Origin of the sequence: Promicromonospora sp. MEB111 (assembly GCF_030209445.1) — a bacterium.
Taxonomy (GTDB): domain Bacteria; phylum Actinomycetota; class Actinomycetes; order Actinomycetales; family Cellulomonadaceae; genus Promicromonospora.
On the sequence record NZ_JARVSD010000027.1, the window covers coordinates 1 to 18,419 of the forward strand.

Here is an 18,419-nt window from a genome sequence, read left to right on the forward strand (position 1 = left end):
AGGCCGCCGCCGTCGCGCGCTGGGCCCGGGACAAGGCCCGGGCGAAGGCGCAGGCCGCCGCGCAGGAGGCCGCCCCGCAGATCGAGGCCGGGGCGCCGGGCACGCGGCACGAGCCCGTGCCGCCCCCGCCGGACGAGCCCGCTCCCGGCGTTCCCGCCGGGGTGCCGGACCCGGCACGCCCGGCTCCCGCGCCCGCCGACGACGCCGGCTGGCGCGTGCCCGTGCTGCACGTCGAGCTCCCGGCCGACCAGGTGACCCAGGCCGCCGCCGCCCACGGCGGCACGCCCAACACCTGGTTCGTCGCGTTCCTCGCCCGCCTGGTGCACGCCACCGGCCGGTTCCCGGGCGAGCCCGTGCCCGTGGCGCTGCCGGTCTCGACCCGCGGCGCCGACGACCCGCGGGCCAACTCGACCAAGATCGCACGCGTCACCATCCCCGCCGACGTGCTGGCCCACCGCGACCTCGGCTGGGTCCGGGCGGCGGCCAAGGAGGCGTACACCGCCGTCGGGCAGGCGGAGCCCGGGGTGGCCCCGGTGCCGCTCGAGCTGGTGCAGATGCTGCCGGACACCCTGGTCAGCCGCCTGCCGCAGCCGCCGGTCGCCGCCGCGCTGGCGTCCAACCTGGGCCGCCCGCCCGAGGGCTACACGCAGGCGGCGGGCGGCCCGGTCCGCGCCGTCGCCACGCTGTCGCACTACCAGGGCGCGTCCGCCGCCGAGCTGCGCGCCGCGGGTGGCGGGCTGGTCGCCTTCTGCACCACGGCGGGCCGCACGACGACGCTCAGCGTCGCCGCACTCGACCCCGACCGCGTGGCCGACGCCGACACCCTGCGCCGCCTGGTGCTGGCCGAGGCCGAGGCCTGGAAGCTGCCGGCGGCCCCGTGGTGAGAGGCCGCACGTGGCGCTGCGGGGACGACGCCGGCTCAGGCCCGGTCGTCCGACAGCCGGGTCAACGCGTCCGCCGCCGCCGCGACCGCCCGGTCCGCGGGCACCAGCCGCGCCCCGAGCGCGGCGGCGCGGGCCGCGGTGGCGTCGTCGAGCACCTCGGCCAGCGCGCCCGCGAGCACGCCGGGCCGCGTCAGCGTGCTCGCGCGGCGGGCCACGCCGACGCCCGCGCCGCGCAGCAGGTCGCCCCACATCGGCTGGTCCGCGGAGTACCAGCCGACGACGGCGGGCAGGCCCGCCCGCAGCGCCGCCGCCGTCGTCCCGGCACCGCCGTGGTGCACGGCCGCCCGACAGCGGGGCAGCACCGCCGCGTGGTCGACGGCGCCGACCACGCGCACGCGCTTCGCGTCGGGCCCGGGGCCGGCAGCCCCCGAGAAGTCGTTCCAGCCCGCGCTGACCAGCGCCCGCACCCCGAGGTCGGCGCACGCGGCGTCGACGGCGGCGACCAGCGCGGCCGGGTCCGCCACCGGCATGGAGCCGAAGCCCACGTAGACGGGCGGCTCGCCGTCGTCCAGCCACCCGTCGAGCCCCGCGTCGAGGCCGCCGCCCGACCCCGCGCCGGCCTCCCCGAGCCGGGCGCGGGCGTCGTCGTCCAGGGCGAGGAAGCCCGTCAGCGGGCGGCCCGACCCCCACTCGTCGGCGAGCCCGGGCGCGAGCGCCGGGTCGTAGGCCTGGACCTCCACCGCCCCGGCGTCGCGCAGCCGGGTGGGCAGGTGCACGCGCGTGCCGCCGAGCCCGAGCTCGGCGCGCTGGGCGTTCTCCGCCCGGCGGGTCAGGCCCCAGCGCACCCGCTCCCCCAGCGCCCAGACGGCGCGGGTCGCGCCCGGTCCGCGCACGCCGCTCACGGGCGACACCACGCCGTTGGCCCGCACCGGGCAGTAGTGCAGCGCCGCCATGGCCAGGCCCCGCCGCTCGGCCACCGCGGCGGCCACCTCCTGGCCCAGCAGGCCCGTCACCACGGTGTCCGCGCCGCCGACGTCGTCGAGCAGTGCCAGCAGGCCGGTGCGGAGCTCGTCCCAGCCGGCCGACGCCACGGCACGCAGCGCCCGCACCCGGCGCACCGGGTGCGCGGACCGCATGTCGCGCCGCACCAGGTCGGACCCCAGGAGGGCCGCGGAGTCGATGCCGAGCGGCACCGGGTCCAGGCCCAGCCGGCCGGCCAGCGGCACGAGGTTCGGCGCCACGCCGGTGACCACCTCGTGCCCGCGCCGGCGCAGCTCCAGGGCGACCGCGAGAGCCGGCTGGACATCTCCTCGACTGCCCACCAGGGCCATGACATGACGCACGCGCGCAACCTACACGCCCGCCGACCACCCGCCCGCCCGGCACCGGAGAACCAGTGACCAGCCCTGTGACCAGCCCGCCCGCCATCCCGCCCGCCATCCCGCCGACCACGAGCTCCCCCGCCGCGAGCAACCGCCTGACCTACGACGACGACCTGTTCCTGCGCACCCGCCGGGTGCTCGGCGTGGCCGTGGTCAACCAGACCGTCTGGCGGCTGCCCGCGCCGCTCGACCTCGACGCGCTGCGCGCCCTGCACCGCGGGCTGGCCGAGGGTCCGCTGCAGCGCGTGGTGCGGCCCGGCCGGCTCCCGGGCGCCCGCGCGCGGTGGTCGGCGTCCACCAGGCTGCCCGACCTGCTCATCGGGTCCGCGCCGGTGCCCGAGGCCTACGTGCTCGCCTGGGCGGACGAGCAGGCCCAGGTGAGCCTGGACCCGGAGCACGGTCCCACCTGGGCGCTGTCCGCCGCGCCGACGACGAGCGGCGGGAGCCTGCTCAGCCTCGTCACCTCGCACGTGGTGGCCGACGGCGGGATGCACGTGGGCGCCCTGGAGGCGGCCGTCGCGGCAGCCGCGGCGCGGGGTGCCTTCGCGGGCGGGTACGCCGAGGGCGCGCCGTCGTCCGACAGCCGGCGCCTGCCCAAGGAGGGCGAGCGGATCCGCACGGGCCTCGTGGCCGACCTGCGCGACGCGACCTACCAGGCGCGCGCCGCCGTGGGCGGCCTGCGCCGGATGGCGCGGCAGGGACCGGTACCGCCGCTCATGGCGCAGCAGTCCGGGGACCGGCCCCGGCCCGCCCCGCGGCCCGACGACGCCGAGCTCGCCCACCCACCGATCGTCGTCGTGGACACGGACGCCTCCACCTGGCACCGCGCGGCCCATGCCGCGGGGGGCACGGCGAACAGCCTGCTCATCGCGGTGTGCACGGAGATCCTGCTCGCCGCGGGCGCCGCGAGCGCGGGCATGCCGGTGCGCGTGTCGCTGCCCGTGAGCCTGCGGCAGCCGGGCGACCTGCGGTCCAACGCGACGTCCGGGGTGTCCATCGCCGTGGACACCACCGTGACGCCGGCACCCGAGCGGGCCGGCGTGGTGGCCGACATGGCGCAGATCCGGGCCCGCTCCAAGGCCGAGTTCGCGGCACTGACCTCCGGCACGCGGGTGGACACCCTGGGCCCGCTCAAGCCGCTCATGCAGATGGTGCCGGACGCCGTCGCGAAGCTGGCGGCGCGCGACGGCACCGCGCCGCTGTGCCTGGCCTCGAACCTGGGCCGGCTGCCGACGGCGTTCGCCGCGCCGCTCGGCACGCCCGCCTCCGGCGTGCTCATGCGCGGCGTGACGCAGGGGCTCACGCGCGGGCGGCTGCGGCAGATGCGCGGTGGCCTGGACTCCTGGTGGTCCGAGCACAACGGCATCGCGACGCTGGCGGTGCTCGGGCTGGACGACGAGCGGCTGGGCACCCCCGCGCAGGTGCGCGCGGCGGTCGAGAGCGTGTACGCGCGGCACCGGCTGCCGGTCCGGTTCTGGTGAGCCCCTTCGAGGCCGGGCCTAGCGGCCGACCGATGCCGCCAGCTTGTCCACCGTCGCGGTGAGCACCGGCATCACGATCCCGCGGCGTGCGCCCGCGCGCAGGATCGCTCCCCCGATCGCGTCGAGCTCGCCGGGCCGCCCCGCCGACAGGTCGGCCTCCAGCGAGCCGACGGTCAGCGGCGGCATCCCGGCCAGCAGGCCGCGCAGGTCCGCACCCGTGGAGGGCACGCCCTCGGCGGAGGCGACGGCGGCGATCTCGTCCAGGAGCCCGGCGGTGAGCGCCGGGTCGCGGTCCAGCGCGTCGGCGATCCCGGTCTTCCACGTGGAGGTCAGCAGCGACAGGGCGGCGAGGAACCGCAGCTTCTTCCAGAGCACCTCGGCCTCGGTGCCGCCGGTCTGCAGCACGGCCCCGGTGTCCCGGAGGGCGGCGGTCAGGCCGAGGTCGGCGGCGGCGTCGGGCACCACGACCGTGAGCAGGTCGAACGAGTGGGTGACGGTCGCCGGGCCGGGGCCCTCGGCGGGCGTGCGTCGCGTCTGGCCCGCGATCGTCGCGCCGAACACGGCCGCACCCGGAGCCGCCGCACGCAGCGGCACCATGTGCTCGACGCCGTTGAGCAGCGCGATCACCTCGACCGGGTCGGCCGCACGCAGCAGGTCCGCCGCGGCGGCCACGCCGTCCGACTTGACCGCGACGAGCACGCGCGCGCCCGGCGGCACCGTGGTGGACGCCGCCAGGGGCGCGTGCCAGCTCCCGAAGAGGTCGGAGACGACGTCGAGCCCGTGCTCGGCGATGTGCGCGGCGGTCCGCTCGCGCGCGACGACCGTGACGTCGTGCCCCGCGCGCTGCATGAGGGCGGCCATGAGACCGCCGATCGCGCCGGGGCCGACCACCGCGACCGGCGCGTCGCTCACGCGGCCATCCGCACCGGAGGGTGCCCCTTCGACCCGGGGATCGCGGTGGGGCGGGCCGCCTTGCGACGGCGGATCGTCACCAGCACGCCCGCGGACGCCGCCGCGAACGCCAGCACACCGAAGCCGGTGGACCACGCGTCCAGGTCGACCGAGAGGGTGAAGGCGATGATCGCGCCGACCGGGGCCACCATGCCCACGAGCACGGAGATGCGGGCCAGGCGCAGGGCGCGGGCGATCCGGGCGACGGACCAGCCGACGACCGCCCAGGTGAGGACGGTGAGGGTGGCACCGCCGACGGAGGCGAAGATCTCGCCGGCGTTGTGCGCGCCGGACGGAGGCCCGAACCAGAAGAGCTCGGTGGTCGCCACAAGCACCAGGAACCCCACGATCGCGGCCGTTCCGGTCACGAGAGAGCGTGTCAACACTCGGCCTCCGCACTGAGGGAACTACGCCGGACTTTCCTGGCGCGCCCCTTTATACCAACTCGTTACCGCGCGGTGTGAGCGCGTCACCCTCAATTCACCCACACATGACCACCGGAATGCAAAAGGCGCAGGCCGGAACCAGGGTGCCCGACGCCGTCAGAGGGCCTGGACGATCAGCTCCACCTGGTCCTTCGCGTCCCCGAACAGCATCGCGGTGTTCTCGCGGAAGAACAACGGGTTCTGCACGCCCGCGTAGCCCGTGGCCATCGACCGCTTGAAGACCACCACCTCCCGAGCCTGCCACACCTCCAGGACGGGCATGCCCGCGATGGGCGAGGCCGGGTCGTCCTGGGCGGCCGGGTTCACGGTGTCGTTGGCCCCGATCACCAGCACGACGTCGGTCGTGGCGAAGTCGTCGTTGATCTCGTCCATGCCCAGCACCTGGTCGTAGGGCACCTTCGCCTCGGCGAGCAGCACGTTCATGTGGCCCGGCAGCCGGCCGGCCACGGGGTGGATGCCGAACCGCACGGTGGTGCCGCGCGCCGTGAGCCGGGCGACGAGGTCCGCGACCGGGTACTGGGCCTTCGCCACCGCCATGCCGTAGCCCGGCACCACGATCACCGACCGGGCGGCGGTCAGGCGGTCGGCGACCTCCAGCGCCGTCGTCTCCCGGTAGGTGCCCTGCTCGGCCGGGGCGCCCTGCGCGACGACCCCGGGCTCGGCGCCGAACCCGCCCAGGATCACGCTCACGAACGACCGGTTCATCGCGCGGCACATGAGGTAGCTGAGGATCGCACCCGAGGACCCGACCAGCGCGCCCGTGATGATGAGCAGGTCGTTGCCCAGCATGAACCCCGCCGCGGCGGCCGCCCACCCGGAGTAGGAGTTGAGCATCGAGACGACGACGGGCATGTCGCCGCCGCCGATCGCCGCCACCAGGTGCCAGCCGAGAGCCAGCGCGACCACGGTCATGAGCAGCAGCGGCACCAGGCCGGACTCCCCCGCCGTGAGGAACCACCAGAGCAGTCCCCCGCAGGCCAGGAGGGCGGCGAGGTTGAGCCAGTTGCGGCCCGGCAGCAGCAGGGGCGAGGAGCGGAGCCGGGCCGACAGCTTGCCGAAGGCCACCACGGAACCCGTGAACGTCACGGCGCCGATCAGCACGCCCAGGAACACCTCGACCAGGTGCACGGTGGCCCCGGCGCCGTCCGCCCCGGCCGTGCCATCGGACCCGGCCGACCCGGGGTCGGTCAGGTAGGAGCCGAAACCCACCAGCACGGCTGCCGCGCCGACGAACGAGTGCAGCAGCGCGATGAGCTCGGGCATCTGGGTCATCTCGACGGTCCGCGCCCGCCAGGTGCCGACCGCCGCGCCCACCAGGAGCACGAGCAGGATCAGCCCGGCCGTCACGCCCACCGGCCGCTCGGACCGGTCCAGGGCCAGCGCGACGGTCGCCACCAGCGCGAGCCCCATGCCGGTCATGCCGAGCAGCACACCGCGCCGCGCCGTCTCCTGCTTCGACAGCCCGGCGAGCGACAGCACGAACAGCACCGCCGCGACCAGGTACACGGCCTGGACCACCGACTCGACGCTCATCGGCGGTCCCCCTCGCCCGGGCTGTGGTGGAACATGCCGAGCATGCGGTGGGTCACGAGGAACCCGCCGAAGATGTTGATGCTCGCGACCGCCGAGGCCAGCACGGCCAGCGTGGTCACCACCGGGTCCGCCGAGCCGATCTGGAGCATCCCGCCCACGAGGATGATCCCGGAGATCGCGTTGGTCTGGGACATGAGCGGAGTGTGCAGGGCGTGGCTGACGTGCGAGATCACGTAGAACCCGACCACCACGGCCAGCGCCAGCACGGTGAAGTGGGCCGCCTGGTCCGGCGGGGAGGCCGCCACGGCCAGCGCCGCCAGCACGGCGCCGAGGGCGACCAGCACCCAGCGCGCGAACGACGGCGCGGGGCGCGCCCCGCCGGCCGCCCGAGCCCCGCCCGCCGCCCGGGCCGGGGTCCCGGCGGGCTCGCCCGGCTCCTCGGCCGACGGCACGGGCGCGGCGGGCGCCGACACCGCCACCGGGGGCGGCGGCCACAGCACCTCGCCGCCGGCGGCGACGGTCATGCCGCGCACGACGACGTCGTCCGGGTCGAGCGCGAGGCGGCCGTCGCGTTCCGGCGTGCCGAGCTGGACGAGGTTGGCGACGGCCGTGCCGAGCAGCTCCGAGGTGTGCCGGGGCATGCGGTCGGGCAGGTCGGTGTATCCCAGGACCACGACGCCGTTGTCGCTGACCACGCGCTCCCCCGGCACGGTCAGCTCGCAGTTGCCGCCGCCGGGCGCGGCGAGGTCGACGACCACGCCGCCGGGCCGCATCCGCGCGACCATCTCGGCCGTGATCGTGGTGGGCGCGGTCCCGCGCACCAGCGCGGTGGTGACGACGATGTCGGCCCGCGCCGTCTCGACGGCGTACGCCCGCAGGGCCGCCGCCTCCTGGTCGGCCGTCAGGGCCTGGGCGTACCCGTCGGCGCTGACCTGCTGCGCGGCGTCGTCGGCCCGGACCACCGTGGCGCCCATGGACTCGATCTGCTCCGCCACCTCGGGGCGCACGTCGAAGGCGCGCACCTGCGCGCCGAGGCTGCCGGCCGCGCCGATGGCCGCGAGGCCGGCCACGCCGGCGCCGATGACGAAGACGTTCGCGGGCGGGGTGGTGCCCGCCGCCGTGACCTGGCCGGAGAACATGCCGCCGAACTCGGCGGCGGCCTCGACGACGGCCCGGTACCCCGCGACGTTCGACAGCGCGCTCAGCACGTCGAGCGACTGCGCGCGGGAGATGCGCGGCACGGCGTCGAGCGCCAGGGCGGTGACGCCGCGGGCCGCGAGCTCGCGCACCAGGTCCGGCCGGGCGGCGGGCGCGATCTGGGCGATCAGCACCGCCCCGGGCCGCAGCGCCGCCGGGCCGGGCGCGGTGAGGTGCTCCGGCGCCCGGGTGACCGCCACGACGTCGGCGGCCCACGCCTCGCCGCCGGGCACCACGGCGGCTCCCGCGGCCGCGTAGGCGGCGTCGGGGAAGCCCGCCCCCGCGCCCGCTCCCGCCGCCACGACCACGTCGTAGCCCAGGCCGACCAGCCGGCCGGCGGTCGCGGGGGTGGCGGGCACGAGCGGCCCGCCGTCGTCCGGTATGCCGATGCGCATGTGACCCTCCTTGCTCACAGGCGCAACCTACCTCCGCGACGCCCGGCCCGGGCACTACCACCTGCGCAGGGGTCGCGTGCTATGCCTGCTCGGCGGGGGTGGCCTTCTCGACCCGCACCGGGAAGGTGACCGGGATGCTCACCGGCTGGCGCATCCACAGCGACCGGTCCCACGTGACGTCGGCGGCGGGGATCCGCAGCACGACCTCCAGGCGGCGCAGCACCGTCTCGACGGCGATCCGCGCGATCACGCGCGCCGTGCGGGGCGCCGGGCACGCGTGCGGGCCGGTGCCGAAGGAGACGTGGGCCCGGCTGCCCACGTGGTCCCACGGGTCGCCGGTGTCCATGCGCGGGTCCGTGTTCGCCGCGTGGATCGCCAGGACGAGCGGGTCGCCCGCCGCGACGAGCTTGTCGTCGAGCACGACGTCCTGCCGGGCGAAGCGGGGCAGGCTGTGGATCGTCGGCGTGGAGCGCCACAGCACCTCGTCCATCGCGCTGTCCAGGTCGATGCGGCCGCCGTGCAGCCGCCCCGAGAACCGCGCGTCCGCCAGGGTCAGCAGCAGGGTCTGCGCCACCCAGGCGGTCAGCGTCAGGTTGCCCGAGTAGGCCACGGCGAGCAGGGTGTGGGTGACCTCGACGTCGTCCCGCATGTTCGGGTGGGCCACCAGCGAGCTCGCCAGGTCGCGCCGCGGGTGCTCCCGGCGCACCGCCACGAGGTCGCCGAGCATCCGGTCCATCTCGTGCACGGCGTCGGCGGAGTCGGTGCCACCCCCGGCCATCCGGCGCGTCAGGTCGAACAGGCGCTGCCCGTCCTCCGGGTCGAGGCCGATCATGTCGGCGACCACGAGGAGCGGGATCACCGACGCGTACTCCAGCATCAGGTCCGCGCGGCCGCGGTCCTCGAAGCGGTCGATGAGCAGGTTGCAGAAGGACCGCACCTTCGCCGCCGTGAGCGGCTCGGAGAGCTGCTCGAACGCGTCGTCGAGGGGCACGCGCAGGCGCTGCCGGAGGGCGCCGTCGGCGTGGTTGGCGGAGAACCGCTGGTGCGACGTGAGCACGGGGCGCAGGCCCGACGTCCGCGACAGACCGCCGCGCGCGTGCCCGTTCCAGAGCTGCGGGTCGGTGGCGAACACGTGCTCGTTGCGCATGATGTCGTAGACGAGCCGCTGCCCCATGACCAGCCACGCGGGCACCCCGGGCTCCAGCTCGACCGGGGCCACCTCGCCCCACTGCGCCTCGAGCTCGTCGTAGAGCTCGCGCGGGTCGGCCAGCCCCGACGCCCGGACCAGCGGCGTCAGGTGCGTGACGGCGTCGAGCCGCAGCGGCCGCGTGCCTCGCCAGGGGCGGTGGTCCTGGGTGTCGGACAGGTCGTCGAGCACGGTTGCGGGCCTCTCGCGGGACGGCTCCGGCCCGCGCGGACGGCTCGGATGCCTCGGGGGGACTTGTCGGATATCACCCAGTTCGTGTATTTTCATTGATTCACCGTATCTGTGCAGTCGTCCTCGATCGCCCAGGGTGAACCCACCCACGTTGCCGTCTTGTACCGTGACCTCGGCCACACCCGTGGCTACCATGTCTGCGAGGGCAGACAAACTGTTGCACCCTCGAACCACCCTGTCGAGTCTTCCCGGACCACGTTCACCCTCGACAGAGCACAGTCGAAAGGCAGCGTCACACAGGTACCGTCGGCCTCCTCCGACGAGCAAGGGGGACACGTGACACTGGACTCCGAGCGGGAGCGCCCGGACGACCTGGTACAGAGCGTTGCCCGCGCCTTCCGTGTCCTCGAGGTCGTCACCCGCTTTCCGGGCCTGCCCGTCAAGGCGATCGCACGCCGCAGCGGCCTCAACCTCTCCACGACGTACCACCTCGTGCGCACGCTCGCCTACGAGGGCTACGTGACCCGGCTCAAGGACGGCACCTACGACGTCGGCGAGCAGGTGAGCCACCGGTTCTACGAGCAGCTCGGCTCGCTCGGCCGCGGCCCCGACACCCGCGAGGTGCTGCGCCACCTCGCGCAGAGCAGCGGCTACAGCGCGTACCTGGGCCGCATCAGCGCGGGCCGGGTGGTCGTGGTCGACTACGCGGAGGCCCCCGGCTCCCCGTACATCGAGGACCTGGAGCGCGGGCTCGACGTCTCGGCGCACGCCACCGCGCTCGGCAAGGCGCTGCTGCTGGGCATGTCCCGCCGCGAGCGCCACGAGCTGGTGGTCGACGCCGGGATGCGCAAGTTCACGCCGCGGACCGCGGCCGACATGACGGCGCTCGACGCCCAGCTCGCCCGCCTGCGCCCCGACGCCGTCGTCGAGGAGCACGGGGAGTTCCGCAACGACATCGCCTGCGCCGCCCATCTCGTCCCCCGCCGTGCGGGTGACGACACGACGTGGGCCGTCGGGCTGAGCATCCCGGGCGAGGTGGTGCCGCCGCACGCCCGCCGGGAGCTGAGCCTGGTGGCGGGAGACCTCGCGGGGGCCTGACCCCCGCGGGCTACTCAGCCCGGCTGCCGGCGTAGGCCGGCCAGGCGCTCCGGATTGCGGAACACCATGACGCGCGCCAGCAGGCCGTCCTGGTCGCCGGTGCCGTACTCGGCGACGGTCGCCATGGCGGGCGCGCCGTCGAGCAGCGCGAGCATGCCCGACGCCCCGTTGATCTCCACGGGGACCCACTCCATGCACCCCACGGTCGTGTCACCGGCGAAGGCGACCAGGGCGCGCGAGACCTTGTCGGCTCCGCGGATGATCCGGCGCGCGGCGCGGACGACGCCGCCGCCGTCGGTCACGAGCTCCACCTCGGGGGCGAGCGCCGCGAGCACGCCCGCGACGTCGCCGGTGAAGCACGCCGTGAGAAACCGTTCGGTCGCCTCGGCGTGCTGGGGTCCCGCGGGCGTGTACCGCGGCCGCCGGGCGCGCACGTGCTCGCGGGCCCGGTGGGCGGTCTGCCGCACGGTGGCGACCTCGCGGTCGAGCGCCCCGGCGATCTCCTGGTAGGGCAGGTCGAACACCTCGCGCAGCACGAACACCGCGCGCTCCACGGGCGACAGCGTCTCCAGCACCACGAGCAGCGCCAGCGACACCTCCTCGGCGCGCTCGACCGGCAGGGCGGCGTCGGGCGTGGTGAGGATCGGGTCGGGCAGCCACGGCCCCACGTACGTCTCGCGCACCCGGCGCAGCGTGCGCAGCCGGTTCAGCGCGAGGCGCGTGGTGATCCGCACCAGATAGGCCCGCGGGTCGAGGACGTCGGAGCGGTCCTTCGCCGACCAGCGCAGCCAGGCCTCCTGCACCACGTCCTCGGCGTCGGCGGCCGCGCCGAGCATCTCGTAGGCGACGGTGAACAGGAGACGGCGGTTGTCGGTGAAGGCCAGGGTGGCGTCGTCCCCCACTAGCCCTCACCCACCTGGGCGAGCGGACCGCCCATCGGCACCTCGCACCGGTCGCTGAAGCCCTGCGCGCTCAGCCCCATCGCGGCGTTGATCCGGCTGCGCAGGTTCTCCACGGCCACGATCGCGACGAGCTCGGTGAACGCCTCCTGCCCGAGGGCGTCGGTCAGGCGCGCGGCCAGCTCGTCGTCGACGGTGGGCGGCGTGGCCGTCTCGGCCTCCGCGAGCGCCAGCACGTCGCGCTCCAGGTCGGTGAAGCGCTCGCTCGTCCGCCAGACGGGGACGTCGTGCAGCTTCGAGGGGTCCATGTGCTGATGCTGCGCCTCCCAGTACCCGAAGTCCACGCACCACGTGCAGCCGATCTGGACGGACGTGGCCATGACGGCCAGTGACTTCAGGCCCGGGTCGAGCGCCTTCCAGCCGCCCACGCCGAGCTCGGTCAGGGCGTACGTGTGGGTCACCTTCCCGTGGTGCCCGACGGCGACCAGCGGGTCGAGCACCGCGCCGTACCGCAGGCGGGAGAACGCGGCCATGGCCCGGTTGGTCAGGGTGCGCGGCAGGACGCCGCCGACCCGGGTACTGATGCTGCGCCCGGTGCTGTCGGCGCTGCGCCCGGTGCTCCTCGGCGTGCTGGACATGATCGGCTCCGTTCGACGGCTCGGCTAGGACCCATCCAGACACCGCCCGAGCGGCGGACGTGACATCGCCGGACGGTGACCCAGGTCACAGCCCGCCGCCGGCCCGCAGGCCGGCCGCTGTCGGCCCACTGTCGGCCCGCCGTCGCCCCGCCGTCGCCCCGCCGTCGGAGGTTCTCTTCGAGGCCCGACTTTCTTCGCTTTGAGCTGCCTCAAAGCGAAGAAACTTAGGCCTCAAAGAGGAGCTGCGAGGGCAGCCCGACCGGAACGACGTCGGCGGGCAGGCCGGACGGCACCGCGTCAGGCCGGGACGCAGAGGGTCAGCGACTCGCGGTGGGCCGCCACCGTCACCGGGACCGGGCCCATGGGCTCGCCGTCCGCGTACGTGACCAGGCCCTCGGGAGCCGTCAGGCGGACGGCGGTCGCGCGCAGCGTCGTGACCTCCGGCCGCTCGACGTGCGTGCCGGCCTTGATCAGCGAGTCGAACGCGAGGAGCCGGAACCGGCCCATCGCCTGGACGAGCGTGACGTCGAGCAGGCCGTCGGCCGGGTCCGCGCCGGGGCAGATCGGCACGCCGCCGCCGTAGGTCCTGGTCAGACCGATCGCGAGCATGTACCCGTCCTGCTCCAGCACCCGCAGGCCGGACGCCGGTGCCCCGCCCGGCGCGGGCAGGTCCGGCGCGGCCGCACCAGGGCCCGGCTCCCCCGTCAGCTCCAGCCGGTACCCGAACCGCCGCAGCCGTAGCCACTCGATGTAGACGGCGGCCAGGTACCGGGCGGGCCCCCGGGGCCACGTCATCCGGTTGGTGCGCTCGTTGGTGCGCGAGTCCAGGCCCGCGCACAGCACGGTGACGAAGTGCCGCACCGTGCCGTCGGCGGCCGTGACGGTGCCCGTGTCGACGCGGCGGCGGGCGCCGTCGAGCGCGAGGTCGGCGGCGGCCGCGGCGTCGTCCAGCGGGATGCCGTGCTCGCGGGCCAGGTCGTTGCCCGTGCCGCCGGGGATCACGGCCAGCGGGATGCCCGAGGCCAGCACAGGCCCCAGCACCGACGAGACCGTGCCGTCGCCGCCGACCACGACGACGACGTCGGGCCGCTCGTCGACGGCCTGCCGCCCGAGCTCGACGGTCTCGCGCTCGTCCGCGCCCTGGTAGACCTTGACGTGTGCGCCCCGGGCCCGCAGCCGGTCGACGGCGACGTGCCCGCTGTCCGCCCCGACACCGTGGCCCGAGGCGGGGTTCACGAGCACCGCGATGTGCCCGACCTGCTCAGTCATGGCCGCAACCTATCCGAGGGTGTCTCCGAGCAGGGCGCCCGGGTTCATGATCCCGGCCGGGTCCAGCTCGGCCCGCACCGCACGGAGCATGCGCAGGCCCGTCGCCCCGATCTCCTGCTCCAGCCAGGGCGCGTGGTCGGCGCCGACGCCGTGGTGGTGGCTGATGGTGCCGCCCGCCGCCATGATCGCGTCGTTCACGCCGGACTTGACCCGGTCCCACGGCTCCAGCGGGTCGGTACCCAGCCCGGCGATCACCGTGAAGTACAGCGAGGCGCCCGTCGGGTAGACGTGCGAGATGTGGCACAGGATGCGGTGCTTCGCGTGCTCCCGGTCGAACCCCTCGGCCAGCGCCGCGGTGACGGCCGCCTTGAGCGCGCGCAGGTTCGACCAGGTGGTGGCGGTCTCCAGCGTCTCGCAGAAGACGCCGGCGGCGAGCAGCGCGTCGCGCAGGTACGGCGCCCGGAACCGGCCGTGGTCCCAGGACGCGGCGAGCTTCTCGGCGGCGGGCCGGCCGCCCGCCTCGCGCAGCACGCGCGTGGTGGCCTCCCGGCGCGCGGCGGCGAGGTCCGCGGGCCCCTCGTGCAGCACGACGGCGGAGCAGCCCCGGGTCAGCGCCTTGCCGATGTTGCCGACCTGGGCCAGGGAGACGGCGGTCTCCTCCTCGTCGGACAGGCGGATCACCGTGGGGCCCGTGCCGAGCTGCGCCACGCGGCGCAGGCCGTCGGCGCCCGCGGCGAAGTCGCGGAAGGTCCAGGCGTCGAAGAGGCGCGCCTCGGGCGCGGGGTGCACCCGCAGGCGCACCCGGGTGATCACGCCGAACGTGCCCTCCGAGCCGAGGAACCAGCGCACCAGGTCGGGCCCGGCCGCCGAGCCGGGCGCCCGGCCCAGGTCGAGCGTGCCCGTGGGCGTGACCACGCGCAGGCCGGTCACCATGGCGTCGAACCGCCCGTACCCGGCGGAGTTCTGGCCGGAGGAGCGCATGGCGGCGAACCCGCCGAGGGTCGCGAACTCGAAGCTCTGCGGAAAGTGCCCCAGCTCGAAGCCCCGGCGGGCCAGCGCGGCCTCGGCGGCGGGCGCCGTCGTGCCGGCGTGGAAGGTCGCCTCGTGGGAGACGTCGTCCAGGGCGACCAGGCCGGTGAGCCGGCGCAGGTCGAGGCTGACCACGCCCCGGTGCGTCCCGGCGTCCGGCGTCAGGCCGCCGGTCACGGCGGTGCCGCCGCCGAACGGCACGACGGCGAGGCCGCGCCCCACCGCGACGGCCAGCACGGCGGCGACGTCGTCCTCCGAGCCGGGCCGCACCACGGCGCCCGGCGCCGCCTGCTCCGCGTGCCGGCGCCGCAGCAGGTCCGGCGTGGACTTGCCGCCCGCGTGCAGCAGCCGTACGTCGTGGCCGGTGTCCACGTGCTCGGCGCCGACGACCGCGGCGAGCGCCGCGACGTCGTCCCCGGGCAGGGGCGGGGTGCTGATCGTGACGTCGGCGAGGTCCGGGCCGGGCGGCGGGGCGGGCGTGCGGCCGAGCACGGCCGTGAGCAGGAGCTTCACGCCGCCCGGCAGCCCGTGGGCGCGGGCCGGGTCGCCCCAGCCGTCCCACCGCATGTCGATGCGCTCGTCCTGCGGCGGCTTCTCCGGCAGCGTGCTCACGCGTCCTCCGTGTCGTGTCGACGGCCATGTCGTGGTCGACGGCGTCCGGTGTTGGCCACCGACCGGCGTCGCGTTACAGTGTTACACAAGATGACAATTCGTAATGCACTCCCCGAGGGGATCTCGCCCGCACCGGACGCGTTCGGCGACGGCCCGGGCGGCGACCCCGACGCCGCCCCCGACCGCACCGAGGCGCGCCTGCTGGAGGCCGCCGCCCGGCTCGTCGCCACGCGCGGCACCCGCGGCCTGTCCGTCACGGAGCTCGCCCGCGCGGCCGGCGTCTCGCGGCCCACGGTCTACCGCCGGTGGGAGTCCGCCGACGACGTGCTGCGCGCCCTGCTCGCGCACCGCGCCCAGCTCGTGATCACCGCCGTCGGTCCCCGGGCCGCCGACCGCGCGACGATCGTCGACAAGGTGGTGCGGTTCGGCGAGCTGCTGCGGGCCGACCCGGTCTACGGGCACCTCCTGACCGAGGAGCCCGAGGTCTTCACGCGGTACGCCTTCGAGCGGATCGGCCGGTCGCAGCGCGTGATCCTCGAGTGGCTCGCCGCCGCGGTCGCGGCGGCCCAGCGGGGCGGCACGGTCCGGGCCGGGTCCGCCACGGACATGGCGGTCATGGTCCTGCTGATCTCCCAGTCGGCGGTGCTCTCGCACCGGACCGTCACCACCGTGATCGACGACGCCGCCCTGCGGGCCGAGCTCGCGCACTCCCTGGACGGGTACCTCCGCCCCTGACCGGCGCGCCGGCCCGGCGTCCGCCACCCCAGAAGCCGACCCGACCAGGGAGCAGAACGATGCAGCGCACCGCCCTCACCGCCCGGCGCCGCGAGCGCGAGCTCGACGAGCTCGCCTCCGAGCCGGTGGACCTGCTCGTGGTCGGCGGCGGGGTGACCGGCGCCGGCGTGGCGCTGGACGCCGCGGCGCGCGGCCTGTCGGTCGCCCTCGTCGAGGCGCGGGACCTGGCGTGGGGCACCTCCCGGTGGAGCTCCAAGCTGGCGCACGGAGGCCTGCGGTACCTGGCCACGGGCGACGTCGGCGTGGCCCGCGAGAGCGCGCGCGAACGGCACGTGCTGATGACCCGCACCGCGCCGCACCTGGTCCGGGCGCTGCCGCAGGTGCTGCCGCTCACCCAGGGCGTGGGGCCGCGGCAGGGCCTCACGGCGGGCATCGGGTTCGGGCTGGGCGACCTGCTGCGGCGCGACGCCGGGACGTCGTCGGACGTGCTGCCCGCGCCGCGCCTGGCCCGGCCGGGCGAGGCCGCCCGGCTCGTGCCGGCGGTCGCGCGCGAGCACCTGCACGGGGCGTGGGTGGCGCACGACGGCCAGCTCGTCGACGACGCGCGGCTCGTCGTCGCCCTGGCGCGCACTGCCGCCGGGCGCGGGGCGCGGATCCTGACGCGCGTCCGGGCCACGGAGCTGCACGGGGACGGCGCGACCCTCCAGGACACGCTGACCGGCGCCGGTCTGCGGGTGCGGGCCCGCGTCGTCGTGAACGCCACGGGCGTGTGGGCCGGGACCGTGGACCCGTCGGTGCGCCTGCGGCCGAGCCGCGGCACGCACGTCGTGGTGCCCGCCGCGCGGCTGGGCGACCCGGCGGGCGCCCTCATGGTGCCGGTGCCCGGGTCCGCCTCCCGGTTCGTGTTCGCGCTGCCGGCCCAGCTCGGGCGCGTGATCATCGGCCTCACCGACGAGGAGGCCCCCGGCCCCGTCCCGGACGTGCCCGTGCCCACACGGCCCGAGATCGACTTCCTGCTGGCCACGGTCTCCCGCGTGCTGGACCACCCCCTGCTGCCCGACGACGTCGTGGGCGCCTTCGCCGGGCTGCGGCCCCTCGTGGACTCCGCCGGGCCGGGCGACGGCCCGGGGCTCGGCTCGTCCGACGTCTCCCGCAGGCACCTCGTGGCGGTCTCCTCCGCGACGGGCGCGGTGAACGTGCTGGGCGGCAAGCTGACGACCTACCGGACCATGGCCGAGGACGCCGTCGACCTGGCCGTCAAGCACGCCGGGCTCACCGCGGGGCCGTGCTGGACGGCGGACCTGCCCCTGGTCGGCGCGCCGCCGCGGGCGGTGCCGCCGGCCGATGCCCTGGCGCGGGCGGGGGCGCGGGCCACGCAGGTCGCGCCCCCGCCCCTCGCCCCCGCCCTCGTCGCGCGCTACGGCGCCGAGGCCCCCGACGTGCTGGCCGCCGCCGCGCTGCCGGGCGCGTCGGACGTCGTCGGGCAGGGCATCCCGGGCACCGGGCACCTGGACGTCACGCGCGCCGAGATCGAGTGGGCGGTCACCCACGAGGGCGCGCTCGACGCGGACGACGTGCTGGACCGTCGGACCCGGATCGGGCTGGTGCCGGCGGACCGGGCCGCGGTGGGCGACGTCGTCGGGGAGCTGGTCGAGGACGCGCTGAAGCGGATCTGAGCCGCCCCGCCGCGAAGGCGCGGCCCCGACCGACAGGCGCGGTCCTAGGCCGGGGGCGCGGGCGCACCCGGCGGCGCGGGCGCGGGTTCTCGTTCCCGGCGCGGGGCGCGCAGCACGGAGAGCGCCACCATGCAGGCGATGAACCCGAGCAGCCAGCCGCCCGGGATGTCGCTCAGCCAGTGGTAGTCCAGCCAGGACATGAGGGCGCCCGCGATCATCACGATCACGGCGACCACGGGGATCATCTTGCGCAGCCGGGACACGCTCGGATACAGGCCGTTCTGGGTGAACAGCAGGCACAGGATGAAGAAGCCGGTGAAGAACGTGTTCGCCGCGTGCCCCGACGGGAACGCCTGGCCACCGGCGTGCAGCACGTCCATGTTGTGGTGGGGGCCGGTCCGCCCCAGGCCGAACTTGGTGCCGTAGCCGATCAGCGCGATGGTCGCGAGGCCCGCCACCACGGCGAGCACCGGGCGGCGCGTGCCGATCTCCCGGAGCGAGCCCGGGCCGCCCTGCTTGCGGGCCACGTACAGGGCCGTGCCGCCCACCATCGGGATGGTGAACATGCGCTCGCCCGTGATGCTCGCGACGATGTCGAGGAAGATCTTCTCCCAGCCCACGGGGTGGTGGGAGTCCACGTAGTAGTGGAACTGCCAGTCCCAGGCGATGAACGGCCCGCGGACGACGACCTGCCAGATGCAGAGGGCGAAGACCAGCACGGCGATGACGGCGGCGACCACGGAGCTGCGCCAGGTCGGACGGGTCGACGGGTCGAGCAGAGCCCCTGTCGTGTGTGACTCCACTCGGGTAACACCC

General features: G+C 75.9%; 15 protein-coding genes and 1 pseudogene. 5 read left to right on the plus strand and 11 right to left on the minus strand.

Features of this window, described 5'->3' with window-relative positions:
• Positions 1–884: pseudogene (locus tag QRN56_RS25695) on the plus strand (hypothetical protein); the annotation flags it as partial.
• A gap of 35 nt (positions 885–919) precedes the next feature.
• On the opposite strand, the gene QRN56_RS25700 reads toward QRN56_RS25695, so the two are convergent.
• Positions 920–2,227 (minus strand): glycosyltransferase, encoded by a 1,308-nt coding sequence (locus tag QRN56_RS25700; RefSeq protein ID WP_285108101.1) that lies wholly within the window; start codon positions 2,225–2,227, stop codon positions 920–922.
• Between the two features lie 53 nt (positions 2,228–2,280).
• On the opposite strand from QRN56_RS25700, the gene QRN56_RS25705 reads away from it, so the two are divergent.
• Positions 2,281–3,747, plus strand: coding sequence for a non-ribosomal peptide synthetase (locus tag QRN56_RS25705; protein WP_285108102.1), 1,467 nt, complete (start codon positions 2,281–2,283; stop codon positions 3,745–3,747).
• Between the two features lie 18 nt (positions 3,748–3,765).
• Here the strand turns inward: QRN56_RS25705 and QRN56_RS25710 are convergent, their stop codons facing one another.
• The 5 genes from QRN56_RS25710 to QRN56_RS25730 form a co-directional block, all read right to left on the minus strand.
• Positions 3,766–4,659 (minus strand): ketopantoate reductase family protein, encoded by an 894-nt coding sequence (locus tag QRN56_RS25710; RefSeq protein WP_285108103.1) that lies wholly within the window; start codon positions 4,657–4,659, stop codon positions 3,766–3,768.
• Positions 4,656–5,066, minus strand: coding sequence for a hypothetical protein (locus tag QRN56_RS25715; protein WP_285108105.1), 411 nt, complete (start codon positions 5,064–5,066; stop codon positions 4,656–4,658). The genes QRN56_RS25710 and QRN56_RS25715 overlap by 4 nt, the downstream gene beginning before the upstream one ends.
• Positions 5,067–5,240: 174 nt before the next feature.
• A complete protein-coding gene (pntB, locus tag QRN56_RS25720) occupies positions 5,241–6,677 on the minus strand; it encodes a Re/Si-specific NAD(P)(+) transhydrogenase subunit beta (protein ID WP_285108107.1) in 1,437 nt (478 codons plus the stop codon).
• A complete protein-coding gene (locus tag QRN56_RS25725) occupies positions 6,674–8,269 on the minus strand; it encodes a Re/Si-specific NAD(P)(+) transhydrogenase subunit alpha (protein WP_285108108.1) in 1,596 nt (531 codons plus the stop codon). Before QRN56_RS25725 ends, pntB begins: the two co-directional genes overlap by 4 nt.
• Positions 8,270–8,348: 79 nt before the next feature.
• Entirely contained in the window at positions 8,349–9,647 is a 1,299-nt protein-coding gene (locus QRN56_RS25730) for a cytochrome P450 family protein (protein WP_285108110.1), read from the minus strand.
• Between the two features lie 336 nt (positions 9,648–9,983).
• Between QRN56_RS25730 and QRN56_RS25735 the strand changes: the two genes are divergently transcribed.
• Positions 9,984–10,745, plus strand: coding sequence for an IclR family transcriptional regulator (locus tag QRN56_RS25735; RefSeq protein WP_285108112.1), 762 nt, complete (start codon positions 9,984–9,986; stop codon positions 10,743–10,745).
• 14 nt (positions 10,746–10,759) lie between these two features.
• Here QRN56_RS25735 and sigJ read toward each other — a convergent pair whose 3' ends face one another.
• The 4 genes from sigJ to QRN56_RS25755 form a co-directional block, all read right to left on the minus strand.
• Positions 10,760–11,647, minus strand: coding sequence for an RNA polymerase sigma factor SigJ (gene sigJ, locus QRN56_RS25740; RefSeq protein WP_285108113.1), 888 nt, complete (start codon positions 11,645–11,647; stop codon positions 10,760–10,762).
• Positions 11,647–12,282, minus strand: coding sequence for a carboxymuconolactone decarboxylase family protein (locus QRN56_RS25745; protein ID WP_285108115.1), 636 nt, complete (start codon positions 12,280–12,282; stop codon positions 11,647–11,649). Before QRN56_RS25745 ends, sigJ begins: the two co-directional genes overlap by 1 nt.
• Positions 12,283–12,579: 297 nt before the next feature.
• Positions 12,580–13,551, minus strand: coding sequence for a diacylglycerol kinase family protein (locus QRN56_RS25750; RefSeq protein WP_285108117.1), 972 nt, complete (start codon positions 13,549–13,551; stop codon positions 12,580–12,582).
• A gap of 9 nt (positions 13,552–13,560) precedes the next feature.
• Positions 13,561–15,192, minus strand: a complete 1,632-nt coding sequence (locus QRN56_RS25755; protein ID WP_285108120.1) for an FAD-binding oxidoreductase — start codon at positions 15,190–15,192, stop codon at positions 13,561–13,563.
• A 90-nt stretch (positions 15,193–15,282) separates the two neighbouring features.
• Here QRN56_RS25755 and QRN56_RS25760 point away from each other — a divergent pair, with 90 nt between their 5' ends.
• Together QRN56_RS25760 and QRN56_RS25765 are read left to right on the plus strand one after the other, a co-directional pair.
• Entirely contained in the window at positions 15,283–15,927 is a 645-nt protein-coding gene (locus QRN56_RS25760) for a TetR/AcrR family transcriptional regulator (RefSeq protein WP_285108122.1), read from the plus strand.
• 59 nt (positions 15,928–15,986) lie between these two features.
• Positions 15,987–17,603 (plus strand): glycerol-3-phosphate dehydrogenase/oxidase, encoded by a 1,617-nt coding sequence (locus tag QRN56_RS25765; protein WP_285108124.1) that lies wholly within the window; start codon positions 15,987–15,989, stop codon positions 17,601–17,603.
• 44 nt (positions 17,604–17,647) lie between these two features.
• Here the strand turns inward: QRN56_RS25765 and QRN56_RS25770 are convergent, their stop codons facing one another.
• Positions 17,648–18,406, minus strand: a complete 759-nt coding sequence (locus QRN56_RS25770; RefSeq protein ID WP_285108126.1) for a phosphatase PAP2 family protein — start codon at positions 18,404–18,406, stop codon at positions 17,648–17,650.
• Positions 18,407–18,419: the final 13 nt, after the last annotated feature.